Source organism: Paraburkholderia sp. BGA-UO-ETr-F12 (assembly GCF_059567945.1).
Window position 1 is genome coordinate 24,466 of the sequence record NZ_JCAQOZ010000007.1, and the last position, 26,404, is coordinate 50,869.

31 protein-coding genes are annotated in these 26,404 nt (G+C 61.2%); 23 read left to right on the forward strand and 8 right to left on the reverse strand.

Going from position 1 to position 26,404, the window contains the following annotated elements; genetic code table 11:
• Nucleotides 1-9: 9 nt before the first annotated feature.
• The 7 genes from AC57B6_RS01860 to AC57B6_RS01890 form a co-directional block, all read right to left on the reverse strand.
• A complete protein-coding gene (locus AC57B6_RS01860; RefSeq protein WP_496416805.1) occupies nucleotides 10-2,844 on the reverse strand; it encodes an IS1096 element passenger TnpR family protein in 2,835 nt (944 codons plus the stop codon).
• A gap of 16 nt (nucleotides 2,845-2,860) precedes the next feature.
• Nucleotides 2,861-3,190 carry a hypothetical protein gene (locus AC57B6_RS01865; protein WP_496416806.1) on the reverse strand — a complete coding sequence of 110 codons (330 nt, stop codon included), beginning with the start codon at nucleotides 3,188-3,190 and terminating at the stop codon, nucleotides 2,861-2,863.
• A gap of 24 nt (nucleotides 3,191-3,214) precedes the next feature.
• Nucleotides 3,215-3,487 (reverse strand): type II toxin-antitoxin system YafQ family toxin, encoded by a 273-nt coding sequence (locus tag AC57B6_RS01870; protein ID WP_496416807.1) that lies wholly within the window; start codon nucleotides 3,485-3,487, stop codon nucleotides 3,215-3,217.
• Nucleotides 3,487-3,774 carry a type II toxin-antitoxin system RelB/DinJ family antitoxin gene (locus AC57B6_RS01875; protein WP_496416808.1) on the reverse strand — a complete coding sequence of 96 codons (288 nt, stop codon included), beginning with the start codon at nucleotides 3,772-3,774 and terminating at the stop codon, nucleotides 3,487-3,489. The genes AC57B6_RS01870 and AC57B6_RS01875 overlap by 1 nt, the downstream gene beginning before the upstream one ends.
• 815 nt (nucleotides 3,775-4,589) lie before the next feature.
• Nucleotides 4,590-5,444, reverse strand: a complete 855-nt coding sequence (gene trfA / locus AC57B6_RS01880; RefSeq protein WP_496416809.1) for a plasmid replication initiator TrfA — start codon at nucleotides 5,442-5,444, stop codon at nucleotides 4,590-4,592.
• 177 nt (nucleotides 5,445-5,621) lie between these two features.
• Nucleotides 5,622-6,506, reverse strand: a complete 885-nt coding sequence (locus AC57B6_RS01885) for a ParB/RepB/Spo0J family partition protein (protein ID WP_496416810.1) — start codon at nucleotides 6,504-6,506, stop codon at nucleotides 5,622-5,624.
• A complete protein-coding gene (locus tag AC57B6_RS01890) occupies nucleotides 6,499-7,320 on the reverse strand; it encodes a ParA family protein (RefSeq protein WP_496416811.1) in 822 nt (273 codons plus the stop codon). The genes AC57B6_RS01885 and AC57B6_RS01890 overlap by 8 nt, the downstream gene beginning before the upstream one ends.
• A 284-nt stretch (nucleotides 7,321-7,604) precedes the next feature.
• Here AC57B6_RS01890 and AC57B6_RS01895 point away from each other — a divergent pair, with 284 nt between their 5' ends.
• The 4 genes from AC57B6_RS01895 to pxpA all read left to right on the forward strand — a co-directional run bounded on the left by AC57B6_RS01895 (nucleotide 7,605) and on the right by pxpA (nucleotide 13,183).
• Entirely contained in the window at nucleotides 7,605-9,875 is a 2,271-nt protein-coding gene (locus AC57B6_RS01895; protein WP_496416812.1) for a bifunctional diguanylate cyclase/phosphodiesterase, read from the forward strand.
• A gap of 4 nt (nucleotides 9,876-9,879) precedes the next feature.
• Nucleotides 9,880-10,914 carry a helix-turn-helix transcriptional regulator gene (locus AC57B6_RS01900; protein ID WP_496416813.1) on the forward strand — a complete coding sequence of 345 codons (1,035 nt, stop codon included), beginning with the start codon at nucleotides 9,880-9,882 and terminating at the stop codon, nucleotides 10,912-10,914.
• A 100-nt stretch (nucleotides 10,915-11,014) separates the two neighbouring features.
• Nucleotides 11,015-12,151: a TRAP transporter substrate-binding protein DctP gene (gene dctP, locus AC57B6_RS01905; protein WP_496420607.1), complete on the forward strand. Its 1,137-nt coding sequence runs from the start codon at nucleotides 11,015-11,017 to the stop codon at nucleotides 12,149-12,151.
• Nucleotides 12,152-12,403: 252 nt separating this feature from the next.
• Nucleotides 12,404-13,183 (forward strand): 5-oxoprolinase subunit PxpA, encoded by a 780-nt coding sequence (gene pxpA / locus AC57B6_RS01910; RefSeq protein WP_496416815.1) that lies wholly within the window; start codon nucleotides 12,404-12,406, stop codon nucleotides 13,181-13,183.
• An 8-nt stretch (nucleotides 13,184-13,191) separates the two neighbouring features.
• Here pxpA and AC57B6_RS01915 read toward each other — a convergent pair whose 3' ends face one another.
• Nucleotides 13,192-13,590, reverse strand: coding sequence for a helix-turn-helix domain-containing protein (locus tag AC57B6_RS01915; protein WP_496416816.1), 399 nt, complete (start codon nucleotides 13,588-13,590; stop codon nucleotides 13,192-13,194).
• Nucleotides 13,591-13,680: 90 nt separating this feature from the next.
• Here AC57B6_RS01915 and AC57B6_RS01920 point away from each other — a divergent pair, with 90 nt between their 5' ends.
• The 19 genes from AC57B6_RS01920 to AC57B6_RS02010 all read left to right on the forward strand — a co-directional run.
• Entirely contained in the window at nucleotides 13,681-13,929 is a 249-nt protein-coding gene (locus AC57B6_RS01920; RefSeq protein ID WP_496416817.1) for a DNA-binding protein, read from the forward strand.
• Nucleotides 13,899-14,735 carry a lytic transglycosylase domain-containing protein gene (locus tag AC57B6_RS01925; RefSeq protein WP_496420608.1) on the forward strand — a complete coding sequence of 279 codons (837 nt, stop codon included), beginning with the start codon at nucleotides 13,899-13,901 and terminating at the stop codon, nucleotides 14,733-14,735. Before AC57B6_RS01920 ends, AC57B6_RS01925 begins: the two co-directional genes overlap by 31 nt.
• Nucleotides 14,736-14,785: 50 nt before the next feature.
• A complete protein-coding gene (locus AC57B6_RS01930) occupies nucleotides 14,786-15,151 on the forward strand; it encodes a hypothetical protein (RefSeq protein ID WP_496416819.1) in 366 nt (121 codons plus the stop codon).
• Between the two features lie 7 nt (nucleotides 15,152-15,158).
• On the forward strand, nucleotides 15,159-15,596 hold the full coding sequence (locus AC57B6_RS01935) for a VirB3 family type IV secretion system protein (protein WP_496416820.1): 438 nt from the start codon (nucleotides 15,159-15,161) through the stop codon (nucleotides 15,594-15,596).
• Nucleotides 15,596-18,166 carry a VirB4 family type IV secretion system protein gene (locus AC57B6_RS01940; RefSeq protein ID WP_496416821.1) on the forward strand — a complete coding sequence of 857 codons (2,571 nt, stop codon included), beginning with the start codon at nucleotides 15,596-15,598 and terminating at the stop codon, nucleotides 18,164-18,166. The genes AC57B6_RS01935 and AC57B6_RS01940 overlap by 1 nt, the downstream gene beginning before the upstream one ends.
• Nucleotides 18,102-18,962, forward strand: a complete 861-nt coding sequence (locus AC57B6_RS01945) for a TrbJ/VirB5 family protein (RefSeq protein WP_496420609.1) — start codon at nucleotides 18,102-18,104, stop codon at nucleotides 18,960-18,962. Before AC57B6_RS01940 ends, AC57B6_RS01945 begins: the two co-directional genes overlap by 65 nt.
• Nucleotides 18,952-19,197: a hypothetical protein gene (locus AC57B6_RS01950; protein ID WP_496416822.1), complete on the forward strand. Its 246-nt coding sequence runs from the start codon at nucleotides 18,952-18,954 to the stop codon at nucleotides 19,195-19,197. Before AC57B6_RS01945 ends, AC57B6_RS01950 begins: the two co-directional genes overlap by 11 nt.
• A gap of 23 nt (nucleotides 19,198-19,220) precedes the next feature.
• Entirely contained in the window at nucleotides 19,221-20,141 is a 921-nt protein-coding gene (locus AC57B6_RS01955; RefSeq protein WP_137959719.1) for a TrbL/VirB6 family protein, read from the forward strand.
• Nucleotides 20,142-20,150: 9 nt separating this feature from the next.
• Complete coding sequence (locus AC57B6_RS01960) at nucleotides 20,151-20,276, forward strand: hypothetical protein (protein ID WP_496416823.1); 126 nt, start codon at nucleotides 20,151-20,153, stop codon at nucleotides 20,274-20,276.
• 93 nt (nucleotides 20,277-20,369) lie between these two features.
• A complete protein-coding gene (locus AC57B6_RS01965) occupies nucleotides 20,370-20,684 on the forward strand; it encodes a hypothetical protein (RefSeq protein WP_496416824.1) in 315 nt (104 codons plus the stop codon).
• A gap of 13 nt (nucleotides 20,685-20,697) precedes the next feature.
• On the forward strand, nucleotides 20,698-20,841 hold the full coding sequence (locus tag AC57B6_RS01970; RefSeq protein WP_496420610.1) for a hypothetical protein: 144 nt from the start codon (nucleotides 20,698-20,700) through the stop codon (nucleotides 20,839-20,841).
• A gap of 8 nt (nucleotides 20,842-20,849) precedes the next feature.
• Nucleotides 20,850-21,689 carry a VirB8 family type IV secretion system protein gene (locus AC57B6_RS01975; RefSeq protein ID WP_496416825.1) on the forward strand — a complete coding sequence of 280 codons (840 nt, stop codon included), beginning with the start codon at nucleotides 20,850-20,852 and terminating at the stop codon, nucleotides 21,687-21,689.
• Complete coding sequence (locus AC57B6_RS01980; RefSeq protein WP_496420611.1) at nucleotides 21,686-22,594, forward strand: TrbG/VirB9 family P-type conjugative transfer protein; 909 nt, start codon at nucleotides 21,686-21,688, stop codon at nucleotides 22,592-22,594. The genes AC57B6_RS01975 and AC57B6_RS01980 overlap by 4 nt, the downstream gene beginning before the upstream one ends.
• An 18-nt stretch (nucleotides 22,595-22,612) precedes the next feature.
• Nucleotides 22,613-23,965 (forward strand): TrbI/VirB10 family protein, encoded by a 1,353-nt coding sequence (locus AC57B6_RS01985; protein WP_496420612.1) that lies wholly within the window; start codon nucleotides 22,613-22,615, stop codon nucleotides 23,963-23,965.
• Nucleotides 23,966-23,976: 11 nt separating this feature from the next.
• The gene (locus AC57B6_RS01990) at nucleotides 23,977-24,639 is read left to right on the forward strand and encodes a hypothetical protein (RefSeq protein ID WP_496417504.1); all 663 of its coding nucleotides are present in this window, start codon (nucleotides 23,977-23,979) and stop codon (nucleotides 24,637-24,639) included.
• Between the two features lie 54 nt (nucleotides 24,640-24,693).
• The gene (virB11, locus tag AC57B6_RS01995; protein WP_496417505.1) at nucleotides 24,694-25,731 is read left to right on the forward strand and encodes a P-type DNA transfer ATPase VirB11; all 1,038 of its coding nucleotides are present in this window, start codon (nucleotides 24,694-24,696) and stop codon (nucleotides 25,729-25,731) included.
• Entirely contained in the window at nucleotides 25,728-25,991 is a 264-nt protein-coding gene (locus tag AC57B6_RS02000; protein ID WP_171928297.1) for a hypothetical protein, read from the forward strand. Before virB11 ends, AC57B6_RS02000 begins: the two co-directional genes overlap by 4 nt.
• The gene (locus AC57B6_RS02005; protein ID WP_315697671.1) at nucleotides 25,988-26,215 is read left to right on the forward strand and encodes a DUF3717 domain-containing protein; all 228 of its coding nucleotides are present in this window, start codon (nucleotides 25,988-25,990) and stop codon (nucleotides 26,213-26,215) included. The genes AC57B6_RS02000 and AC57B6_RS02005 overlap by 4 nt, the downstream gene beginning before the upstream one ends.
• 60 nt (nucleotides 26,216-26,275) lie before the next feature.
• On the forward strand, nucleotides 26,276-26,404 hold a 129-nt coding region (locus AC57B6_RS02010; RefSeq protein WP_496420613.1), incomplete at its 3' end, for a DUF5131 family protein.

Consider the following 26,404-nt stretch of genomic DNA (forward strand, 5'->3'; position numbering starts at 1 on the left):
AATCATGCGTCACTCCCAGCCGCTGCCGATGTTCGCAAGCCGCGCATTCGCTTCGGCGACGCGAAACGCCTCCGGATCGAACGACCCGCCGAGCCAGTCGAGCAGCTCGCGCCGGGCGCCCGTCCTCCGGCCGGCGAGCGTACGCAGCAGATGCGCGTAGCCGGGCGGACCGCCACAGTCTTCCGGTGGGCAGGCGCGCCGGCCTGCGACACAGCGCGGATACCGGATGCGCGACGAGGGCGGCACTTCCGCCTCGATCTCAACCGCGTGATGCCAGTCGTCGCCCATGTCATACGTGTAGCCGATCGTGTCGCCCGGCTGACAGACGTTGAGCAACCGCACGCCGTCGGCGCGATCGACGTCGAGATCGACCCGGTCGAGGAAGCCGTACAGTCCAAACCCGTACCGGTGCATGTCGCCCCACCCCATCGCTGCCTGAAGTATCCCGTGCAGCCCGGCCAGACTGATGTCGGTCGGGATCTCGATGCGCCTCCAGATCTCCGGCGCGACACCGAGCAGGCTCACACGCAGCCGCCAGATGCGCGGCGGCGACACCGCGGGCTTCCCCGATTCCGGGAACGGAATCACGTCTGCTATAGACCGTTCATCAGGCAACCCGGAGTGCGTCCAGCGACGCTCGCCCCACTGCGCGTCGATCGCGCAGGTGCAGTTCCGGTCCTGCGCCTCGATCGAGATGTCATCAAGCCAGGCCTCGACCTCCCTGTCGAGCAGGATCTCCTGCCCGTAGGCGATCGTCAGCAGAACCACGCCCGGTTCGACGGTCTCGGCATCACTGGTCTCGAGGATCCAGCGTTCGAGCTCGCCGCGTACGCGCCCGGCCAGACGATCGGATGACGCCTGAACCTGCAGCGTCAGCCGGATCCTGGCAATCTGTTCGACGACCGGAGGAAGTCCCGGTGGGACCGGCCCGGCATCCCCGGCGGGAGCCACCGGTGGTGGCGTTGCCTCGTGACCGGATTCCAGCGCGTCTTCCACGGATCCGGCCGTCGCCGATGTCGTCAGCGCCTGCATCTGCCCAAAATAACCCGCCAGTTCGCGCCGGACCCGCTTCGTCTCGGCCTGCGCATAGAGCGTGGTCGTGGTCAGCGACGCGTGACCCAGCACTTTCTGCGCGACATCGGGCGGCACGTTGGCCGCGACCGCCTGCGTGCCGAACGTGTGCCGCAGCGCGTGCGGGGTCGAGTTCGCCAGGTGCCGGCGCTCGTCGTCGGTCAGGTCGAGGGTGCCCTGCAGCTGGTCGAACGCCCAGCTCACCAGGCCGCGTAGTCCATTGCTCGAGTAGCCGGCTGGCTCCGCCGACCCGGCAGCGTGCCGGCGCTGCGCGGCCGGCGTCGGCGGAATGTCGACCGGCCTGATCAGCGGCGCCGTCGCCGGCGGATCATTGAAATCGAGCCTGCGGTCGGCCCAGTGCGCGCGCAGCGCGGCCAGCGTCGCGGTGCTGACCGGCACCGAACGTTGCTTGCGTCCTTTACCCAGCACACCCAGCACCCAGCCGGCGGGCGTATCACCGTCGGCTTGCAGGTAACCCAGGCGTTCACGGCGCGCGAGCGTCGCCTCGGTGATCCGCAGCCCCGAATCGCCCATCAGCAGGATGGCCGCCTGGGCGGCCCGCCATTGCGGACCCGATGGCCCCAGGCGCCCGCTGCGCCCGTCGAGGCCCACGCGCACTTTCGTCCAGAGCTGCAGCGGCAGCGCCCGCTCGATGCGGATCGCGTATTCCGGCGTATCGGTGGCCGGGTCGGTCACCGCCGCCCACGGATTGCCGGCCAGATAGCGGACCTTCACGAGCCAGTCGAACGCGGCGCGCAGCACGGCCACCGCGTATTTCTGGCTGCCGGGCGTGAGGCCATCGGGGGCGAACGGGCGCCAGCGCGGCGAACGGCGCGCCATGCGCGGTCCGGTGAAGCGTTCGGCCGGCGCGGCGAGGAACGCCTTGTACGCGTCGCAGTCGTCGACGGACAGCGACGACAGTGCCGCGCCGCGTTCCGTGACCGCCCACAACAGCAGCCGTTCGAGCTCGCGCGTATACGCGCGCAGCGCCTGCGGCCGGTCGGTATAACGGTGCAGATACGAGCGAATGGCATCCAGGTCGTGCTGCGCCTGCAGGTAACACAGGCCCGACGCGCGATTCACGCCGGCGGCACCGGACAGCAGGTCCGGCAATTCGATCCGTTCGAGCGGCGCGAGCGGGCCGGATGATGGCCCCGCCGAGCCGGCGGGCACGAGCGCGACGTGGGTGGCCGTCGGCGCGGCGAGCGGTTCGGTGGCATCGACGTCGGCGTCGACCGTGACCGCCAGCGAGCCGGCGTGCCGGCGCAGCCAGGCGACCAGGATCCGTGCGCGCAGGAGGCCAATGCGCGGCACCGAGCGCCACCAGCTGCCGCCGTGCCGGTTGCAGAACGCGACGAGCCCGCCGAGCGTCGTACTGCCCTCGCCTGTGAGCCGCCTGGCGATCAGCGGCCGGAACCACAGCCCGACCGGGTGATGCGCGAGCGGCACGGCCACGGCGAGCCGTGAGGCCTGCTCGACCATGCGCAGGCTCACGGCGGTCAGCTGCGCGCTGCCGTGCCGGCGGATCGACGCCTTGAGGTGGTCGGCCAGCACGGATGAACCGTGCAGCAGCGCGAGCTGCACGAGCCCATCGCGCATCGTGCGCAGGTGGTGCTCGAGCCGGGCGGGATCGTCGTGGTACGGCGTCGTATCGGAATCGAAGTACAGGCGCGCGATCGTCGGCAGCGGCACGCGCTGCACCCAGGCGCGCAGCGCCGCGAAGTCGGTGCGCGTCCAGGTGCGCAGGGGTGGCTGGATCAGCTGCTCGGCCATGTCGGATCGGCCCGGCTCAGCGGAAACCGCGGAAAGGCGCGCGGGCGACGTGTGCCCAGCCCGGCGCGTCCTCGAGGCAAACCAGCCGGGCGAACGTGCTGCGGCCAGCGGCCGTGAGCTGCGCGACCTCGGCCGGCGCATGATAGAACGCCGAGTCGGGCGAAGACTGCTGCTGCGAGACGCGCACGGGCTGACGGGTCCATTCGATCAGGCCCAGTGCGTGCAGGGCGTCGAGCACCCTGCCGTGCCGGTAGCGGACCACCTGCCGTTGCCGCACGTGGCGTAGCGCGTCCAGCACCGCGGTGTGGGTGACCGTGATTGAACGGGGCACAGGCGTCTCGGCCATCGCACGCATGGTCAGTGTGCCCCGCTATTCGTCGAACAGATCGGCGTGCGTACCGGTGCGCTCCAGACGCAGCACGTTGCCGTCGATCTTGTAGAGCAGCAGCCAGTCCGGTTCGAGATGCGCATCCCGGAAGCTGGCCCACTCGCCCTTGAGCGGGTGATCGCGATAGGGCGCCGGCAGCGGGCCACCCGCGAGCAGCAGGGTGATGAGCGCCTTCAGCTTTTCCATGTCCTTGCGGCGTTTCTGCGCGCGCTTCACGTCGCGGTGAAACTGGTTTGAATAAACCGGTGTGCGCATCAGATGCCGAGTTTCCGGAACAGGTCATCGGCGTCATCGGCGCGGTTCAGCTCCTCGTCCCGCTCGCTCCTGCGCAGGGTCTCGGCGGTCACGGCATTGGGCACCTCGACCGCGAACGGCACGGCCCGGTCGCGCGCGACGCGCACCAGGGCCATGCGAATGTAGTCGGACACCGAAAGCCCCATCGCGGCAAGCGCATCGGCCGCCTCGCGCTTGAGTTCGGGCGAGACACGGGCGCGCACCACGGTATCGGTGGGCGCGGCGGAATGGGTGGAGTGGACGGACATGGCAGCCTCCATGGGTGGTGATTCGCTAATTGTAGCTACAACCGGCCACAAATTCAACTCGCAGCGGCGGCGCAGCGCGATTTCACGGATTCTGGCTAACCAAATGCAATGTTGCTAATAGCAATTAGCAACATTGAAATGTCATCACACATCTCGCTGGCACGCACAGACCACTGTACGAGGACTTTCGTGCCGAACGGACGAGGTTATCCACGCCCGGAAGTTTTGACGTTGGACTTCTTTCTGATTGGGGCAAGCCCCAGCGGGGCGCGTCAGGCCCGTAGGGCGCGCTCGCGAAGAGGCGGTGGGCATCTCGGGGACCCCGAAGGCCGGGGACCGGCCAATGGGGCTGTGCACAGCTTTATGCTGTGTGCAGCCGAGATGTCCACCGACGGACGCGGGAATCCCGCTGGACTGAGCAATCGATGGGTTTGGAGTGTGAATTCCGTGAACTTGTCCACAAGCCATAGTGGTTAACTTAGGTTAAAGATAGGTTAACGACTTTTCATCGCTTGCTAAACCCCGCCCAGCTTAGGTTTGGCTGCGGCCGGGTGGAATGTCATGCCGTGAAACCGGAATGCTATGCCGTGAAACCGGAATGTTGTGCCGTGAAGGTCGGAATGTTATGCCGTGGCTCGCTAAAGATATCCACACGGCCGCCTTCGACCAGGTTAAAACACGCTTGTGCGGAATGCTGTGCCGTGATTTTTGGTTTATCGCCTGCTTGATGCACGGTGGCGGAATGCCATGCCGTGATCGTGGCCGCCTTGTGCTTGTCTGGAGAGCGGAATGCCGTGCCGTGGATTTACCTCTGCTCAGCTGCGTGTCCACTTGACCATCGTGTCGTCTTTATAAAACGCGACGTTGGCGAGAATTCCGACACGCTCGAGCTCTTCAAGGGCCTCGGCAAGTGCTTCCCGAAATTTACGCAGAGGTGACGTGTAACCGCACCACTCCTTCAGCTTTATCACACTGATACGGTGCAATCCGCGTTCGTGACTCGCTGCGTACGACTGAAGCCACTTGGCCATGTCCACGCGATTCGCGATTTGTTGCCGCTTTCTGATATCAATGAAGGAGAACTCGTCATTTTGAAATAGGGTCCGAATTTTGCCCCCGATCGTGAATTCCCACTCTCCTGTCTCATTGTCCTGAACAAATTCGCTTACCAAGGGGAGATGTGCCTTGTAGCGTTTCGTCTTGATCGTCAGCGTGCCGGATAGGCGTTGAAATGATTGTTCAAGCCACTCATACGCGGATTTTCCGAATGCGCCGGTCTTCCCTGTTGGCTTCCAGCCGAGCGCTTTGAGAAATTCCGCGCGGTTGAGGCGCACCGGTTGTGTCAGATCAACGCCCTGCGCGAATTTCAGGGCGAGCATGAATACGTCTTGGTCGGCCATATCCAGCTGTTTGCCCGTGAATCGAACTTCAACGCCCTCTGGCGAGGCTAAAAGAGTGTTGTCATGCATCTGGCGCCGCCCTGGCTGAATCGGGGCGAAAAGAGGCGTCCGCGCAAGGTAATTTGGCAGTGCGCTGGTGTCCTCTTCCGGAAAGAGGGGCAACTGGCCGCCAGTGGCGGCCGTCTGGACTTGTTCCTCTAGCTGTTTGGCGTCCTTGCCGGTCGCTCGTTTGACTAGCGCGGCGGTTTTCGCAATAACGTCTTCGGGCATATCGATCGGTGGTTCCTGTAACGGGGGCGCGGAAGGCCTTGAAACACGGCATGGCATTCCGCCCGGCGGCTCCTGATAACTGTCAAAAGCCTTATCCATATTGGGTCGAACGGCTACCCATGAATTTGGGCGACCTTGCCGATTAGGACAATGTCCAAAGTTTGGACATCCCGTTCCCTACTCCAGAAGCTCCAGCACGAACCGTTGAATCTTCTCCATTTGTTCGTCCGTTAGCGCGCTATTTGCCAGTTTCATTACGAACTCGTTGGGTGTATGCGAGAACGTGCCAACCTTTGCCCCTCGCCTCAAAATATGCGTCGGCTTCTGGCGGGATGCCTGCGCACTTACCGGCTTGTGGCTCAGGAACATCGCTACCTTGGTCTGATCGAGCTTCCCGGTCTCCAACAACGCCCAGGCTTCCTCGAGTCTCTTACGGATAGCTCCATCGTCGCCTGCTTCCTTGAGCACCTTTACGATGTCCGTTGCCGCAGAACGAGACAGCAGCTTCGGTTTGGCCGCTAGTCGCTCACGGATATCGGTAGGGAGATCGGAAAACGACAAATACCGGTAAAGATCGGACCGTTGAATACCAAGGGATTCAGCCAGCTTTGTTCGCTTGGGAAAGTGTTCTTCGAGGCGTTTGATGCTCTCCCCTATCTCGAAATCTGACAGATCTTCCCGTTCGATGTTTTCTGCGAGCGCGAGCGTTGCACTGACGGCCTCGTCCACCGCTATCACCAAGGCTTCGATCGTCGGCTTGCCTAGGAGTTTGTGCGCACGCAAGCGCCTCTCCCCAGCTATCAACTGGTATCGATCACCGTCTACGGGGCGTACGCTAATTGGCTGCAGCAAGCCCACGGCACTGATGGAGACGGCCAGTTCGCGGATCTCCTCCTCCGGAAAACTGGTTCGCGGCTGGTACGGGTTCGGGTCGATCTTGTCGAGATGGAGCTTTGTGTGTTGCCGGCCGACGTCAAAGTCGTCGCGATAGTTTGCTTCGCGATGGCGCTGCGTGTTTTCTTCTGCTTTTTGCGCCAGTTGCGCCTTCAGGCTCTTACTCATTTTCTGCGCCCTCCTCAACTGCCTTGAGTTCAAGTGTCTGCACCAGGCTCGCGGCGAGCTGGCGAAACTCTCGTGCGACTTTTGAGGTCCGGTCAAGCGCGTGCAGGCTCTGTTGCATCACGGCGGCCTGATTTACTTTGGTGCTGGTAGAAATCTTGACGGGCAAAATCTCGCCAAACGTCTTCAGCGCAGTGCTCTCCAACAGCTTGCATACCGTTTGCCGCTCGTCGTGTTTCAGGAGAAGTGCACCCAATAGCTTTACCGAAGGATTGATCCGTCTGATTTTGTCGATGTGCTTTAGCAGGTCGTCGGCGCCGTAAAGACCGTATTGAGAGCCAGATTCGACGGGCACGATGATGTGCGTGGCGCATGCCATCGCATTGCTCGTGAGGAGCTTGAGGCTCGGTGGGCAATCGATCAGGATAACGTCATATATCCCGTCGGCTGCCTCGAGCTTGCTGCGTAGCTCCTCCGATGGGCGCGGTGTCTCATCCTTCAACTCATCTTCTGTTTTTCCTAGGGCAAGAGAGCCATAGATCAGGGACACGCCATCGATGTTCGTCTCTTCATGGATAGCACTCGGCAGGTTCGTGACGTTGGACAACAACAGCTCGGCGCAGGTGAAATCAACCCGGCTTGGATGTGTTTTGCCAATATGGAGACTGGCGTTTGCCTGTGGATCTATGTCGACGACGAGGACCTTCAATCCCAGCCGACCAAATTCGGCCGCTAGGTTTATGACAGTCGTTGTCTTGCCGCACCCACCTTTGTGATTGGCGATTGCCAAGACCTTAGTGTGTTCGAAGTTTGGCATTGCGTGTCCGATGTTGTTGATTTGCGTGCACGATACCGATATCGGGCGGCCCTGTAAAGTCGGTTTTGTCCAAAGTTTGGACAGTCAACCGCCTAGGCATACATATATGGGTATAAAAATGCGAGCCGCATGGGGCCGGGTGGTTTCAACGAGGTCAGACGTCGAAAGCGAGCAATTTGCTAACAATTTAAGGGTTGTCGGGCCGGTAGGGGATTCGTACTATGCCGGTATTCGTCATATGGATTCGCCGCCGTGGCATCGATCCAGTAACAGGAGGCGCCGTTATGGCGAATACAAAGAGCGGGCAGGTTAAAAGCAGAATCACGGGTTGGGCGCAACGCGTAGGGAGCGTTCGCCCAGCACTTTCTGTGATCTGGATCCCAGCAGTCGCAATTGCACTTGTCGTTGGTATCTGGGCGACTGTAGTCGTCCGCATACAGACCGAGGGAAGGGAGGCGCGGGACACGGCTGCAGCCTCCACTGTCGAACTGGCGTCGTCATTTTCGGCACACATTGCCAAGACGGTGCACGATGCCGACATGGTCGTTAGGTGGGTGAAGTTCGAGTATGAGCGCTCGCCGGCTACGTTCGACCTGGCTGCATATGACCAGCGAGGAATGATCTCAGCCGACACCGCCCTGCAGGTGACGATCGTAGGGTCGAACGGGGATGTGTTGCAGACAACAACACCTGGCGGGAAACAGGTGAATCTCAGTGACCGGCCTCACTTTCTGATCCATCAGGCCAACCCCGAGGCCGGCTTGTATATCAGCCAGCCCGTGCTCGGTCGCGTGTCGAACCAATGGACGTTGCAGTTCACGCGTCGTTTGAACAACCCTGACGGCTCGTTCGCGGGCGTGGTCGTGGTTTCGGAGAATCCCGATTTCCTTACCGACGGCTTTTACAATCTCGATACCCTCGGGCCTCGGGGTATGCTTGCCGTCATATCGGATAATGGGTATCTGCTGTCCCGGCGAACGGGGCTGGGCAAGGCGTCGCCCGTGGGTCCACCCGCAGCGGCGTATCACGAAATGGTGGGCGCGAAAGGCCGTGTGGTCAGTGATCCTGTCGATCACATTCGCCGGTTTGTGACGTATCGACACATCTCCCAATATCCTGTTGCTGTTCTCGTCGGACTGTCAGAGCGCGACGAGCTGGCTGGCTACCAGCACGCGAAGGTGCTGTACCTTGTGATGGCAGCCGTCATCAGTGTTTTGTTGCTCACGGCAGCAGGCTTTATCACCGTGATGATGGGCAAGCTACAGGGTTTGGCTGAAACCGATTCGCTGACAGGCTTGCCGAATCGTCACCTGCTTACGCAAACGCTTCGCCGGCGAATGGATGCCTTGGGTGCATCGGCGCGGCTCGCGATGCTGTATATCGACCTCGACAATTTCAAGAAGATTAACGACACGCTGGGCCACAAGACGGGTGACGAACTCCTGCTCAAGGTTGCGCATCGACTTGCCGATGTGGTTGGAAAAGAGCGACTGCTAGCACGTATCGGCGGAGACGAGTTTGTCATTCTGGTAGAGGATGACGACGCAGCAAGGAAAGCCGGAGATCTGGCCGATGTTGTGATCAAGGCGTTCGAGCGCCCGTTCGTCATGCGCGGCAACAGCTATCTGATCTGTGTGAGCATCGGCATCGCGGTCCACAGGAATGCGGTTGATAACGAGTTTGCCTTGCTCACGCAAGCGGATCTCGCGATGTATGCGGCCAAGGAGACGGGCAAGCCCGCCAATGTCAGCCAGCATTGCACCTACACGCCAGCACTGTCCGAGCGCGCCCTGCACGATATTGAACGGCATCAGGAATTGCAGTACGCCATCATCAATCGTGAGTTTTTCCTCGAATATCAACCGATCGTTAGCCTCGATGGCGAACTGCGCGGCGTCGAAGCCCTGGTGCGCTGGCGACATCCCACAAAGGGCGTGTTACAGCCAGCCGAATTCATCCAGTTTGCCGAGTCGAGCGGGCTCATCGTGCAGATCGGTGAATTCGTGCTTGAACAGGCGTGCCAGGACTTTCGGGAATGGCAGGACACGGATCCGCGACCACTGACCCTGTCAATCAATGTATCGCCTGTGCAGCTCACCACGGGCAATGTGGTTCGCGCTGTTACGCGATGCCTGAATGACTACATGATTGAGCCTGACCGGTTGCAGCTGGAGGTAACAGAAACGGTCGTTCTTGATGAGTCGGCTTTGGTCAGGACCCGGCTCGAAGCGTTGCGCAGGGCAGGGGTGAAGATCCTTCTCGATGATTTCGGTACCGGCTATTCGTCACTGTCAAACCTCGTCAACCTGTCGATCGACGGCGTGAAAATCGACCGGCATTTCACGCGCGGGGTGCCCGCCAAGAAGGCTTCGTCGGCGATGCTGACGCACCTGATCGGCCTGGCGCGCGACCTTGGGCTGTCATTGGTGATTGAAGGCGTCGAGACGCAGCAGCAGGTTGCGTGGCTCTCGCGTTTTGGAGACGTGACGGTCCAGGGTTTCTATTTTTCCAAACCGGTGCCGGCGACGGCGCTTCCGATCGCCAGGGCGGCCTAGTCGCATGGTTACGCTGGCTACAGATAGAGCTGCGGACGGACGGGGAGAGGCCGTCTATGAAGGCGTGAATCGGCTCGGCCGCGATGAAGTCACGTTGCGCCTGCGCCGGGGAGGTGGCGATCTCTTCACGCTCGAGCGTCAGCTCGTTCGCGCTGGCGGCGTTACGTTGACGCAGGTATTTCCCGTCGGCGCTGAGGCCGAACTTCATGATTTCGCGTCGGCGGACCCATATGGCGACAGCCTGCAAAGCTCTTATCTGGCTTTGAAGCAGCGTTACCTGTCAGAGGCGAGAGGGCCGATCGTACAACGCCCTGGCATGCCCGGCGATTTCTTCGACCAGATTGGCGAAATCGAGCATTGCCACCATGAAGCTGAGTTACTGCCGATTGTGCAGACCGTGACGCGGGCGCTCGGTGCTGAACAATACATCTTCAGCTGGCTTGTACTGGACGCAAAGTCCGGTGACGTCATTGAGCATCGATATCTTGTCGGCTGCGATCCTGCATGGCTGAACAAGTACATCGATCACGTCTGGTACATGAATGATCCGTCGCTCGAATATGCAAAACGCAATGCGACACCGGTGCTCTCGTCCCGGCTGGATCTGTACAACGATGTTCACTGGCTGACCGAAGCGGCGACACACGGCTTTCGCAACAACCTGGTCTGCCCCGTGCATGCAGGTGCCAATTCGTTGGTCGTCCTGCTTCAGGCCAGCAACGCAGAACCAAGAGAGGCCGGAGAGGGGATCTTGTGGCGCAATCGACGACTGCTGCGAGCGCTTGCATGCGAGCTGCTTGACTGGCGTTTGGCAGGACTACGGCAGCAGGCAACCAGCCAGTTTGGCCTGAGCGAGGAGGAGCTGAAAGTCCTGCGACTGGTGCACGGCGGAGGAACGGCGTCCAACGTTGCGGACGCACTCCAAGTGTCCGTGAAGACCGTCTACGGCGTCGTGTATCCGAGAATCAACAACAAGATGGGCACGCCTAACATTAACAAGGCGGCCGACATGGCTGTTAGCTGCGGACTGATCAAGTAGGCGCAAAAAACGTACGCCAACTTTTCATCATATCAAAGGCGTTGGCGTTTGGGAATGGTAATTCGGAAACGGAATTACCCTCGCTTTTCCGGTTAGAGTCTTGTCCAACTGGCCGTCGATGCGCCTCTCGCACGGAAACTGGCGGCCTCCCCTTCGTCACCGGCAGTCCGCCTTGATAAAAATGAACAGATTAGGACAACTATTTACCCGGCTGGCTGTCGCCAGCACGTTGATCTGCTGTGTAGGGCTTCAACCTGCCCTCGCGCAGCAGACCTGGTCGATCGCGACCGCGTATCCGGCCGACACGGTTGCAGGCCGGGGCGTCGCGTTTTTCGCCAGCGCGCTGACTGGCCAGACAGGTGGCAGGGTGTTGGCAAAGCCGGAGTTCAAGGCGAAAGCTGGCGCGACGGATCTTGTATCGGCGGTTCAGAACGGACGATTGCAGGTAGCGGACGTGTTTGGCGGGGCGCTCGCACAGCTGGATCCGATATTCGAGTTGTCTACGCTGCCATTCCAGGTGCATTCACTTGGCGACTCCCAGCGTCTTGCGTGTGTGGTTGAGCCTCTGTACCGCCGCGCATTGTTGCGTGCCGGGCTTCACATGCTGTTCATTTCGCCGTGGCCGCCGACCGGGCTGTGGTCGCGCGAGCCGGTGGCGGATCCAGCCGACATGGCCGGCCTGCGGGTACGGACCTACGACGACAGCTCTGCCCAGGTTCTTACCGGCTTGGGTATGCGCGCAACTGCGCTACCCGTTCAGGACGTGCGTCCGCTGCTGCGGACCGGTGCGCTGGACGGTGTGCTGTCATCAGGCGATGGGGCGGTTGGAAGGTCTTTTCACGGACAGTTGCCAAACTTCACCGCGATCCACTACGCGTTCCCGGTGTCATTTGTCGTGATGAGCCAGACGCGTTATGAGGCGTTACCGGACGAGTTGCGAGATCAGCTCGATAAGGCGGCCAAAGACGTACAGCGCCGCCAGTGGGCAACGTTGCCGGCGCGCATCCGTGAGAACTACGCAGCCATGCGGCTGGCTGGCGTCAATGTAAACGCCTCGATCGATGACGGCTTTCGAACGCATCTTCGCGAGGCGGGTGATGCACGCATGAAGGAATGGCTTGCACGCGTGCCGGTTGAATACGCCACAACTGTCAAAGCGTTTCTGGAGGAGGCGCCGTCGGCGCAGGACACATGTCCAATCAGCTTGCTGGAAGCTCAACAGGGCGCTCGCGGGTAGTCGCGATACGTAGTGCGATAGTGGCCTCAGGCGTGATCGGCACCTACGTTTTTCTTGTGCTCGCGAGCACGTCACATATGTCTGCCAGAGAGCGTGCAGAGATCCTGATGCCGTGGAAGGCGAACGAAGGACCGATTGCCACGTTGCATGTACGAGTTGGCAAGAGTGCGTGCCGTTTCGAGAACGTATTTATTGGCGACGGCGCTGTTCGTACGGCCAGCCATTGTGTATCTGAAGAGGAGAGTGCAAAGGATGAGCGCGAAAAGAATTGACCTGAACGTCGACATTGGCGAAGGTTTCGAGCACGACATTGAACTGCTTGGCTACGCCACGTCGGTCAACGTCGCATGCGGATGGCATGCAGGTGATCCGCTGACCATGCGCCGCGTTACGGCGGAGGCAATACGTCGAGGCGTTGCGATCGGTGCGCATCCGAGCTTTCCTGATCGCGAGAATTTCGGCCGGGCTGTCATGACCCTTTCGCCAGATGAGGTGTACGCCGGAGTGCAATACCAGGCCGGTGCGCTTGCGGCGGTTGTGGCGGGTCTGAGTGGCCGTGTCATGCATGTGAAACCGCACGGCGCTTTATACAACCAGGCTGAGGAGGATGCCGACCTGGCCCGCGCCATTGTGCACGCTGTCCGTGACATGGATCCCGACCTTGCAATATTCGGCCTCGCGGGCGGGCAGCTTATCCGGATTGCGCGCGAAGAAGGGCTAGTCGCGATCGAAGAGGGTTTCGCCGACCGCGCCTATACGCCGGCAGGCAAGCTGGTGCCTCGATCCCAGCCGAACGCGCTGCTCGAGAACGACGGCGACGCCTGTGAACAGGCCATCAGCATGGTATGCGATCGTCGCGTCCGGGCATCCGACGGCAGTTGGGTTGCGATTAGCCCACAGACGCTGTGCCTGCATGGAGATGGATCCCACGCGGTGATTTTCGCTGACCAAATTTGCGCTGCGCTCGCGAAAGCAAAAGTGGCTGTCCAGCCTGTCAAGCGTGCTAACGAAGTGGCCTCCGTCGTGGATTGAAGGATCGCTCAGGAAAGGAGATCAACAGCTTTCTGGACGACGAGAGGGTCGACCTGTCCGGATTCCGAAGCGGCTTGGTAGACCAGGGAAAGCAGCTTTGCTTTCTTCTCGCCGCCAAAGCTTCGCCCAGCGTGGGACAAGCCGTCTTCAAGGGCACTGAAGACTCTTTGTAGGAGTTCCGGGTCCACTGCACCGTAGCGCGGTGCTCGATGGCCGGTCAGGAGATATGTGACATCGAAACCGTGCGCAAAGAGCGTCATGAGATAGGCGGCGTCCGGATAACTCTCTTCCTTTTCGTAGGCAGACTGGGTTTTGCGGTGAATTCGTGTCCATTCGGCGACGTCTGTCTGAGTTAGGGAGAGGCGATCACGTTCTTCCACTAGACGCTGCCCAAAGGTTGATGGCATATGGAACGGCCTTTTGTGTTGTAAATGGCAGAAAAATGTTTCATACTGATCGCAAACGTATCAGGCACGGACAGTATACGGACCCATCTCATGACACTGAAAACCTTAGAGGAAGTCCGGGCAGAGTTCGATCGGTGTGGCATCTCCGTTTCGGGCTGGGCCGTAAGACACGGAATCCCCCGCAACATCGTTAACGGCGTGTTGCAGGGAAGACTGAAGGGCAAGCGCGGCCACGCGCACAACGCGGCGGTCTTGCTGGGACTGAAAGACGGCGTTGTAAATCGTGAGGAGGCGCGCGAGCCAGATCTTTGCGAGGCACTGCCAGCCAGGGAAGGGTAGGTGAGGGTGTAGGAGCGGTCAGCGTCGATGTAGCGAGCATCGGCGCCGACCTGACCAGTTGTTGGAACCTGAGAGGTCGACAATGGCTAAAGCCATTATATCGTTCGGGCACAGCCGGCGACATAACGTGGGCGAGAGGGGAAGTCATGCTTGATTTCATCTCGTTAGCCCAGCAATGCGCGCCGAACGTCCACCCCACGACGCTTCAGGCGGTCGTGAGAACTGAGTCCGGCTTCAATCCGTACGCGATCGGCGTCGTTGGTGGCCACCTTGCGCGCCAGCCGCGCGATCGCGCTGAAGCGGTGGCGACGGCAAGGGCGCTCAATGCACAAGGCATCAATTTCAGTATGGGGCTTGGACAGGTCAACAAGGCCAATCTTGCCCGCTACGGATTGACCTACGAAACGGCCTTTGATCCGTGTGCGAACCTGCGCGCGGGCAGCGCGATACTGCACGACTGTTATGAGCGGGCGACTGCGGCAATGGGGCAGAGTGCACCGGCATTGCGTGCTGCGATCAGCTGCTACTACAGCGGCAATTTCACGCGCGGCGAGACTGCCGACGCCAACGGTACCAGTTACGTGCAGCGCGTTGTTGCCAACGCCCAGACGGTGGCAGGCTCAAACAATGTCGTTCCTGCGATTCCTGTTGTGATGGACAGTCAGTCCGACAGACCAGCACACGCTGCAGCGCCTGATGCCAAAACATCTTCCGCGCGCCGCAGTGGCCCCAAACAACGGCAGGACGCACCGCACCCGTCATGGGACGCATTCGGCGATTCCGCTTGTGACAACGACTGCAACTGACCTGAGCCGCGACGACGCGGCCTGATCTCAACCACGTGAAAGGAGAAGCCATGCAACGCAATACAAAATTCAAGATTATGAAATCAGTACAACTGAAATGTTATGCGTATCGCATGACGGCGCAGCGAATCTTGACCCGCGCGCGCCAGGCGGTGGCATTGGGCATCGCAATCGGCCCCGAACTCGCATTCGCGGGTGGGGGGCTGGACTCAGCAACGCAGGGCGCGACCACCTTCAAGATCTGGCTCTATTCGTTCCTCGGCGTCGTCGCGGCCTGCGTGCTGATGTGGAAAGGGGCGGAGTGCTGGGCCGATCGCGCGCACTGGAGCGAGTTTGTGACGATGTGCGGCAAGGTGGCGGCGGTGGGCTCGGTGGTCGGCGTGCTCGCACCGTATCTGTGGAACATGTTCAGCTGAGCACGCCATGTCGGACGAAAAAACCCGCTATCCCGGATTCAACGGCCTTGGCCGCACGGCGGCCATCTGGGGCGTTCCTTATATGGCGATGCTGGTTGTCGTCGTCGCGTCGATGTTTGTCGGCGTGCTGATTTCCTTCTTCGTCGGACCAGGCGGTCTGCTGTTTGTCTTCCTGGGCTTTCCGGTGCTGCTGTATTTCAAGCACATCTGCGAAACCGACGACCAGGGCCTGCGGATCATGTGGCTGGAATTGCGTTGCCGCTTCTACTTCTGGCAGCTGCGGGTCCGCGCGCGGCTAAATGCCGGGCGAGCCGCCCCGCGCTTTGGCAATACCTCTACGCTTGCGCCGCTGCGATACGGACGGCAACGCCGCGTCTACCGCGATTTTTTCAAACCGTTGTCCAAGAGTGAGCGCCGGCTGCGTGAGCTCGATCCGGAGGCCTGATGCAAAGCAGACCCGCCGTCACCAGCGAAATCCTCGGCGCGATCGGCGCCGTGGAAGACTGGATTCCGAAGTACGGGCATCCGGTCACGAAACACGTACAGCACCTTGAGGGCAACCGGTTCATGGTGACGCTGGCCATGCGCGGCGTGCCGTTCGAGGTGCACGAGAACGTCGCGATGGAGCGCATGTTCGATCGCGATACGGAAGCGTACAGCAAGCTTGGGCGCGACCTGGGTGGCCGCCTTGGCTATCACGCAACGTTCGTGCGACAGCGCGTGAGTTTTGATCGCGTGTACCGGTTCAAACAGCGCTTCATGCAGTGGTTCGTACGCGAGTACATCGGGCGACGTTTCGGAGCCGAAAAGTTCTTCGAGAATCGCTATTACCTGTCGCTGATCCTGAAATACGAGGACTTCGATGACGGGCTCAAGGAAATCGGCTCCCTTGCGAAACAGGCGCTGCTGCAGTTCGGCGAGTATGAAGCCGAGTTGCTTGAAGTGTACGAGCGCAAGCACATGAACGGCACGAAGATGCTGTTCTCGCCCTTGTATGGGCTCGTCAGCTATCTCATCAATGGGAAGACCGGTGATCTTCCGGTCGCAGCGGAACCCGGTACCGATGTCATCCCGTCGAGCCATCTGCACTTTGGGTACAACACGCTCGAGATCGGGGCGAGCGACGTGCCGGCGTACCGGCGCGTTGCAACCTGCCTCGACCTTCGCAGTTGCCCGGAGAAGCCGGGCTGGGGCCAGCTCGACCCGCTGATCACGTTGAACATGGAATTCACGATTACGCATACGTTCAACTGCATGACGGGCTTCGAGTCAAACCGGACCATCGATTCGGCGATCAACAAGCTGGAATCAGCCGGTGACAAGGCGAAGCACCAGGTCAAGGAACTACGCGACGCACAGGGTTACGTGAACACGGGTGAGCTGTCGTTCGGCGAGTATCACGGCGCGGCGGTTATCTACGGCGAAACAGCGAAAGAGGCGTTGGAGAACGCCGACAGGTTTGCGTCCCGTTCGCGCAACGAGTGTGGAGTTGAATGGTCGCCCGCGACGGGGTCTGCTCCGTTCACGTACTTCTCGCAGGTCCCGGGCGCGCGAGTCAAACCGCGACCGAAAGTGCAGTCCTCGCGCAATTTTGCGGCGATGTACACGTGCCATGACTACTCGTCAGGCAAGGCGGAGGGCAACCCGATCGGTGACGGCTCGGCCGTCATCCCATTTCGCTCGGATTCGGGCGTGTACAACTACAGTTCGCACGCGAGCCGGCTGGGGGACATCAATGTCTCGGAGAAGGTGGCCGGGCATTTTGAAGGGAAAGGCACGACGGGCAGCGGCAAGTCTACGGTCGTCGTTGCGGCGACGGGCATGCTGTCCCGCTTCGATCCGATGCTGTACGTGCTGGACAAGGGTCGAGGCTGGGAAGTGTTCATCCGGGTGATGGGTGGCGCCTATGTCTATCTGGAGAAAGGCAAGCCGACCGGGTGGGCGCCGTTCGAGCTCGCCGACACACCAGACAATCGCGAATTCCTGTATGGACTCGTCGAACTGTGCGGCCGGAAGAACGGTGTCGACCATCAGGGTAAGCCAATCAGGATTGACCTGACGGCCGGCGAGAAGATTCACTGCCGCAACGCCGTCGATGCGGTAATGGGGGTCGATGACGTACGGCTGCGCCGCTTCAGCCTGCTACTGGACAGCATTCCGGACGAAGGCGACGACGGCCTGCGCGCACGTCTGTCGATCTGGTGCAAGTCGGAGGGCGGCCGGTTCTGGTGGGTGTTCGATAACCCGCCCAATCTCTCATTGAACATGAGCGAGCAACGCTGGATCGGGTTCGATGTTGAGGCGTTTCTTGTCGAGAACTATGAGCCGTCGGAGCCCGCATTTGCATATCTGTTCCATCTCAAAAAACTGATGCGTCGGGAAGGCACCCTGATGCTGACGGTGATCGAAGAGTACTGGCTGCCGCTGCGCTTTCGCACGATCCGCGAGCAGATCGAGGAAACGCTGGCGAGCGGGCGTAAGGAAGGGGAATTCATGGGACTGATCACGCAACAGCCGGAACAGGCGCAGCGGGCGGCAGACCTGTTTCCCGCGCTGCGCAGTCTGGTCGCCACGAAGATCTGGCTGGCCGATCCGGCGGCAGAAGAAGAGGCCTATCTGCGTGACGGCATGACCCGCAAAGAGTTCAAGGAATTCAAAAAACTCACGCCACAGTCGCGCCGATTCCTGATCAAGCAGGGCAACCAGTCGGCCTTGGCCAGTTTCGACCTGAGCGGCCTTGACGATGCGATTGCGGTGTTCTCTGGCGATCGCGAGAACGCACTGATCTGCGACGGGGTGCGCGCTGAGCTGGGCGACGATCCGGACGTCTGGTTGCCCGTCTATCTGTATCGCGTGTTCGAACGGAAGCTGCGCACACGGCTCGCGGCGAAGCACGGCGCCGATGAGCGGCTGTGGTCCACCGAGCTGCAGCGCGGCCTCGAGCGCAAGCGTGCCGAGCTTGCGCAGATTTATCCGCCGGTTAATCAGCCGGTTGACGACGAAGTTTTTGCCTGATGTGCTGCAACCCAAGGAGGGAACGATGAACAGCACCGATGTCTATCCGGCCGTGCGCCGGCCGGTTGACCCCGCGATCCGGAACCTTCGTGAGGCGCTGCGGGCACGATCAGCGCGCGCGGGCATGAGCCTCGTCTATCTGCCGGGAATTACGCTTTGGCCGCGCCGCACTCTGGTCGCGGTGTTGTGTGCGTGCGCGCTTTCACAGGCCCACGCGCAGGGTGTGCCGACCATCTCACCGGCGGAGCTCGCGCAACAGATGATGCAGGTCGAGCAGCTGGGGCAGCAGATCAAGAATCAGGAGGACCAGTATCAGGCGCTGACTGGCAACAGCAGTTTCGGCAACATCATGAACGATGCGTCGCTGCGTAACTACCTTCCGGAACAGTGGCAAAACATTTACGACCAGGCGAAGAACGGCGGGCTCTCGGGTATCAGTTCGTCGATGCGTTCGATCGAGCAGCAGGAAAGCATGACCGGCGCGAGCACGCCCGGTCAGCAGCGCTATTACGACACGCTCGCGGCCAACAAGGCGATGAACGAGCAGGCGTACAGCGCGACGATGGCGCGCCTGAGCAACATCCAGGCGCTCATGCAGCAGTCCAATATGACGCAGGATCCGGCGCAAAAGGCTGATCTGCAGAACCGGATGGCCGCGGAAGAGGCGATGGTCACAAATGACCAGACGCGCCTGCAGCTCACCGCGCAGTTGCAGAAAACAGAGCTGCAGCTTGCCGAACAGCAGCAGGATCGCGAATTCAAAAACCAATTTCTTGGAGGTTCAAGTGGTCAATAAAGCCCTGCTCGGCGCAATTATCAGTTTGCTGGTCGTGATTGCTGGATATCTTGGCTATCTGGCGTGGGACCGCCATCAGCATAACGTTAAGGAGGAGATCGAGCATAGGCAGGAGCTGGAATTCAAGGCGCACCTGCTCGGCACGACGCCAGAACAACTGGAGAAGGAGGAAACGCCTGAGCAGCGTCAGCAGGACAAGGATGCTGACGAAATAGTGAAGAAAGCAATGCGATAACTGGCCTAGCTTCGGAGCGTCTTATGTCATACACACCGATCACCACGACGATCTTTTCCAGCATGACGTCCGACTTCGATGCGAACGTGGTTTCGACCATCAGTTCGGGTTCGGAGCGCATCATCGGATTGATCTCGCCACTGATGGCAGCATGTTTCAGCATTTATGTGCTGCTGATCCTGTGGACGTACTGGCAGGGGCGCAACGACGAGCCGATCAACGACTTTCTCATGCGTATGGCGACCTGGGCGTTCATCCTGACGTGTGGGATGAACATCCAGTTTTACAGCACGTACATCGTACCTGCCTTGAACGGTCTGGGTGAACAACTGGCCGGCGCGATCACGGGGCAGGCGAATCCTATCTCCGGCCTGGATAACCTGCTGAGCTCGTACATCAACGCGTGCGCGCAGATCTACGACAACGCACACAATTTCCAGATCATCGGTGCCGTGTGGGTGATCACGGTGCTGCTTATCTTCGCGACGCCGTTTATGGGGTTGGCCGTTGCATACATCATCCTCGCCAAATTTGCGCTCGGTTTGCTGCTTGCGCTAGGGCCGCTCTTTATCTCAATGGCGCTGTTTCCGCCGGTGCGTCAGTTCTTCTGGAACTGGGCAGGGCAGTGTCTTAACTACGCCCTTCTCGTGGCTCTATTTGCGGGTGCCGGCGCTATTGAGGTGGGTTTTGCGCAGAAGATCGCGCCTTCCGGATCGGCTTTCCCATCCATGAAACAGGTGGTTGAAATCGATGTGATGGGCGTGGTGTTCTTCATTGTCGCGCTCAATCTGCCGGGTCTTGCTTCGGCGTTGGCGAGCGGTGTGGGGATTTCCACGATGACCGGCAATCTCGGTGCGGCTGGTAGGGCTCTCGCTGCCGCGTCGAAGATGAAGATAGGTGGCGCGGGTAAGCAAAACACGGGCGGATCCGTGTCGAAAGCGTAAGGAGGGTACATGCCTGATTTTTTTGCGAAGCTGATCCGCTGGTGGTTGCTCGCTGTCTGCTGGGTCACGTTTGCTGGTTTCGCGCTGGCATTGCTGAATAGCATTGGTACATTCATTTACCACCGTCTGCAGTAAGTGTACACAGCAGGAGATCACGATTGAAAGCGCAGCTTTGCATTGGTTAACTGTAGCCACGGTTTTTTGATTAAATGAGACACGGAGAAAGACATGCAACCAGTAGAAAGCAATGCAGCAAACCGACGGGTGCCGGTGCGGGCTGTGATAACGCGGGCACTCCTTGGACTGGCCGTCAACGTGGTGTTGCTCGCGTTTTTCTGCGCGCTCGCCTGGCAGTTGCTTAGTCCCTACCAAGGGGAGATTCGCCATATTGTTGCGCCGTTGCGCCCGGCATACGTCACGCTGTTCAGTCTGTGCGCGGTATTGGGCTACATGGCGTGCCACATTCCCAGCGTGGGGGCCGCGATCTCAACCGGACTGTGCGATTTTCTTGAGTCGCGCTTTCGCCGTACGCCGCAGCGTTGAGGAACCGGAGACCATGAAATCTTCCATTCCAATCCTGTTGGTAGCGCTTGCGCTGCAGGCCTGCAGCTCACCGCCGAAACCACCCGAGCCAACTGGCCAGTGGGTACCCGTCAACCAGCCGTTGGCCCAGCAATCGGGCCATACGGAATCGAAGTGAGGAACAGGATGACATCGACTATCAGGCAATGGTTTGCGTCGGGAGCGAACGCGCGCAAACGTAAGGGAAGCCCGGCCGGGTCGACCACGCGCGCAGACGCGCCGGTGAGCGGTGTTGAGTCGGGCGAGCGCGATGCGGTCAGCTGGTACCTGAAACAGGCACAGGCCTTCGAAAAGTCGAAGGTCGAAGCAGCGGAGGAGAAGGCCCGTATTGCGAACCGGCGCTCGGTGTTATCGGGCGTTGTCGCTCTCGCCGCTGTTTCTGGCATGGGGGCTTTAGGACTCCTAAAGCGGCCGAACCCGCCCGCCGTGCTGCGCGTGGACTCGTCGACCGGTAAGGTCGACGTGTTGCCAACAACAGCTAACGGACACGTCACATTTTCGGAGAAGACCGATCGCGCGGATCTGCACCGTTACGTCGAACTACGCGAGAGCTACGACTGGGAGACGATTTCGGACACGCACGCCGCGGTGATGTTCATGAGCGACGATCACGAGAAGGAAGCCTATGACGGGCTGGTCCGCGGCCCGGTGGGCCCGCTCAAGCTGCTGAAGGATCAGGCGCGGGTCATCGCACACGTCGGCTCGATCACGTTCGCACCCGCCGCGCAGGTGTTCTTCTCGCGTCAGCTGGTCCCGCTGAATCCCGCAGCGAAACGGCCGGATCCGACGTACTGGATTGCGACGGTCGCATTCGAGCGTGTGAACGTTCCGGAAAAGCAGGATCAGCAGGATATCAATGCTGACGGTTTTCGCTGCACGAGCTACGAGGTCACGCGAGACTGGACCCGGGCGCCCGCCGATGCTGCGCCGGCGTCGGGCTCTGCGGCAGCCGGAGGTGGAGCATGAAAGGACGAACGATCCGGATGTCAGCAGGCGCGGGCGCGGTCGCACTGGGTTTCGCGTTGGCGCCGATCCACGCGCGAGCGCTCGAAACGCCGCGCAGTTGCGGTTCAGACCCGCACATCCAGTGCGCGACCTACGATCCGGACCAAGCCTATCGTGTGGCCACCATGCCGGGGCGCGCGGTGATGATCCAGTTCGAGCCAGGCGAACACATCATCAACAGCGGCGAGGGCATCGGAGACGGCAAGGCGTGGCACGTGGCCATCAACGACAGTGGCGCGATGCTCAAACCGGGTGCGCCGCAGCCAGAAACCAATCTTCTGCTGGTCACCAACCGGCGCACCTATCCGCTCTCGCTTGTTGACGTGTCGGCCGCACAGCCGGCGACATGGATACTGCGTTTCGACTATCCGGACACGCGTGCCAGAGCGGCGAGCGCGCAGCTGCGCCGCGAGCAGGCGGTAAGCGCTGCGCTGGGCAGTCAACAGGGCAATGGGCCGGCTATTCCCGCATCGGTCGTGAGCGTGGGCGCTGCGAAATCCGCACCTGTCGCGTCGGTTCCTGCAGCCAATATCCAGTACATGATGCGCGGCGATCGTGCACTCGCGCCGACTGCGCTGTGGGACGACGGCCGATTCACGTACTTCAAGTACTCAACCGCGCGTGACCTGCCGACGATCTTCACGAAGCTTCCCGACGGCGGCGAGGCGACGGCGAACTTCCATATGGAGGGCGATACGGTCGTCGTGCACGAAGTGTCGAAGTCGTTTGTCATCCGCTACGGCCAGTCGGTGCTGGGTATCCGCAACGACGGCTATTCGCCTGATGGTCATTACAACCGTGCGGGCTCGTCGGTGCCGGGCAGCGCGCGCATCGCGCGTGACCATACCGATGCATCGACGAACTGATCAGGGAGCGAACAGGGTATGACTGAACGAAACGAAATGGAACATGCGGCGTCGAGCGACGTCGGCCCGCAGCCTTCGCTCGACCTGCCGGGCCGCCGGAAGACGCGCGTGGGCAAGCTGCGTCTGGTGCTGGTCGCGCTCGCTGTTATTGCGCTGGGTGCATCGGGCGTCACGATCTATCTGCAGCGCCTGTTCCAGCAGCATGAGGACGCGAAACAGGCGGCGCTGACAAAACCGAAAGACAGCGGCGCGAGTGACGCCGGTGCGGATCTGGAGACGCAGAAGGATCGGATCAAGCGCGCGGAAGATCAGGCCCGTGCCGCGTCGGAGGCTGCGGCCGCCGCTGCCGCGAATTCCCACCTCGCGACGCCGGCCGGCGCGGCATCGCAGACAAACGGACAGGCGGTGGCCGTGAGCAACCGGCCACGGCCGCTCACGCCGGCCGAGCGGCGCCTGCAGGGCAGCGTGCTCGTCGCGAGCGGCAGCAACGATTCTGGCCAGAGCAACGATGGTCCCGTGGCATCAAACGAAACTGCAGGTGACAGCGGTGGCAACACCGGCAGCGGCAACGCCGGGGCCAGCGGCCACGATGCGTCTGGTCTGGCAGGTCTGGCGAAGTCGATGGGTCTGTCAGCGCTGCGCGGCCGCAATGCAGGCGGCACGTCCAGCTCGCCGGGCAAGACGGACACCAGCGACGGCAACGGTTCGTCGATCGACCAGTCCTTGCAGCCGTCAAAGCTGCAGCCGATGCAGGCCTCGTTCCGGCCGAACCGGCACTACCTGCTGAGTCGCAACACGATGATCCGCTGTGGTCAGTCGACGGCGATCCGTACCGACCGGCCGGGCCTGATCGGGTGCCCGATCGCGCAGGACGTGTGGTCCGACGATGGCACGACGCTGCTCGTTCGCAAGGGTGCGATGGCGAAGGGCGAGCAGCGCGATGCGGTGATCCAGGGGCAGGGCGTGATCGGCGCGATCTGGGATGAGATCGACGACGGCGACGTGCACATTCCACTGAACTCGCCCGCTACCGATCCGCTCGGTGCCGCCGGTATCCCAGCCTACGTCGACGAGCACTTCTGGCTGCGGTTCAAGGGCGCGCTGATGGTCAGCCTGATTGGCGACTTCGGCCAGGCGCTGGCGAACAAGGCGAGCGGCAGCGGCAATCAGATCACATTCTCGAACAGTTCGAACGCCACGCAGGATGTGGCCGCCGAAACGTTGCGTAACACCATCAACATCCCGCCGACGGCGTATTCGAACCAGGGCTCGGTCATCAATATCTTTGTGGCGCGCGACGTCGACCTGAGTGGCGTGTATGAGAACGTCGATGCGCAAGGCAACGTGGTTGGCCAGAACGGGCAGCAATGAGGAACGGACCCATGAACCTGAAGATCACCTACCCGGACGACTTCCCGCTGCATGGGCTCGATCGCGACATGTTCGAGACGAAGCTGCGCGATGCCCTGCGTTTCTGTTTCTACGGCAACACGATCCGGCAGCTGGCCGAACGGGTCGATGCACGGCGTGCGCGTGTGGTTCCCGATGCCTTGCCACTTAGGCAGATCGCCGACGAGCACGCGTTTGAGGATTGCATGACCCTCGACGGGTGCCGGATCGACGACATGTCAGCGCCGCTGCGACGCAACCTGCTACGTAACGTCGGGGCGCGTATCGGGCTGACGATCTCGGAGTGGGGCGACAGTGCGTTGCCGTCGCTCGACGAGCCAGCCAATCATGCGGTCGATCACGCAATGGAAACGCACGCAACTAACCGTCAACCCGTCGAAACCCCGGCGATTCCCGATCACCAGACGCGACGCATCGCGCGCATCTGGCTTGCAACGGGGCTATGCGCAGCCGTGGCAATCGGCGGTGCGGGCTGGAAATTGACCCGGCCGGCCGTGCCCCTGAGTGCAACCGTGGTTTCCACGTCGCCGGCGCAAACGCTCCGCGAGCTGGCGAGCAGCGTGCCGGACGATCGACGCCCGTATCGCGTGTCCGTGCAGATCGAGCCGCAGGATACGGGAACCACGCCTCGTTGATTCTGCACGGCACTTTGATTAACGGATGTGACCCTAAACCAGAAAGGAGTACGAATGAGTGCAGTCGTAATCGATGTGATCGAGAAGGGCACGATCGCCCGCAGCTTCCTCAAGCAGATGGGCATCTCGAACTTCTTCGACGGTAGCCTCACCGAGGTCGCGATCAACCGTCCCGGTGAGATCTGGACACAGGGGAGTGCCGGATGGCGACGGCACGATGCACCGGCCTGCTCGCTCGATGCGTGCTTCAAGCTCGCGAACGCCCTGACGGTGATGAAGGGCGGCAAGTTCTCCACAAAGGAGCCGATTCATCCGGTGGTCCTGCCCGAGGGCCAGCGCGGACACGTGCTGATGCAGCCGGCCTGCGAGCAGGACACCATCTCCATCACGATCCGGATCCCGTCAGACGTGCGCTTCTCGGTCGCTGAGTACGAGCGCAACGGCTGGTTCGAGGGTTATCGGGACGTGTCGCCGCGCCGCGACACGTCGGTGTCGCTGGATCTGCAGCCGTTCGAGCTGGAGATGCTCGAGGCGAAAGCCCAGCGCAACGTCACGCGCATGCTCGAGCTCGCTGTCGCCAACCGGCTGAACATTGTGCTGGCCGGCGGCACCGGCTCCGGCAAGACCACGCTGAACAAGGCGCTCTCGGACCTCGTGCCGTCCGATGAACGGATCGGGACGATTGAGGACACGCCGGAACTGTCGCTGCCGAACCACCCGAACCGCGTACACATGTTTTTCAGCGACACGCTGCCGGCGAAGGAACTGGTGCGCTCCACGCTGCGCATGAAGTTCGATCGCGTGTTTCTCGCCGAGTGTCGCGGCGACGAGACATGGGACTACATGACGCTGCTGAACACGGGCACGCCCGGCGGTATCACAACCGTGCATTGCAACGATGCGCGCTCGGCACATTCGCGCATCGCGACGCTGGTCAAACAAAGCGCGGTCGGCCAGACGCTCGACTGGCAATTCATCATGGAACAGGTGCGCGTAACGGTTGATCTCGTCATTTTCATGCGCAACAAGCGGCTCACCGAAATCTGGTACGACCCGATCGGCAAGGCGCAACTGCTGGGGTGTGTCTCATGAGCGCCGATGCCGCGGCGCAGATGATCGAACAGATCGTGATCAGCCTGTGCGGTGCGCTCGCCGTTTTCCTGTCGCAGGACCGGCGTGTGCACTGGCGGCGCTGGGCCTGCATCTTCGGGCTGGCCGCGCAGCCGTTCTGGTTCGACATGGCGTGGCGAGCGCATCAGTACGGCGTGCTTGCGCTGTGCTTGGTCTACGCGGCGTCGTGGGCGCGCGGTTTCACGGCGCACTGGCTCGTACGCAGGGAGGATGCCTTATGAATTTCGCGATCAGCGACATCGAGGCGGCGATCGAGGGGTGGCGCATGCGTTCGTCGTCGGACGAAGCATTCGCTGGGAGCGCAGAGGCTCGCGCGCTGGCCCGGCTCTACGGCGCCGTGATCGCACACGGCTGCGAGGGCGTCACCGACGCCGGGCTGGACGACGCGCAGCGCGATGCACTGCGGATTCTTTCCACCCATGCAGCCGGAAGGCGCACGCAATGAAGGCGGATCTCCCGATTCCCGATGCACCGGCAGCTTGCATTGCACGAAATGGAGTGAGTGATGGGTAAAACCACGATCGAATGGACTGACGAAACCTGGAATCCGCTGCGTGGGTGCAGCCGCGAGTCGCCGGGCTGCATGCACTGCTACGCGGAGCAGGTCGCGCGTCGGTTCAGTGGCACGGGCCAG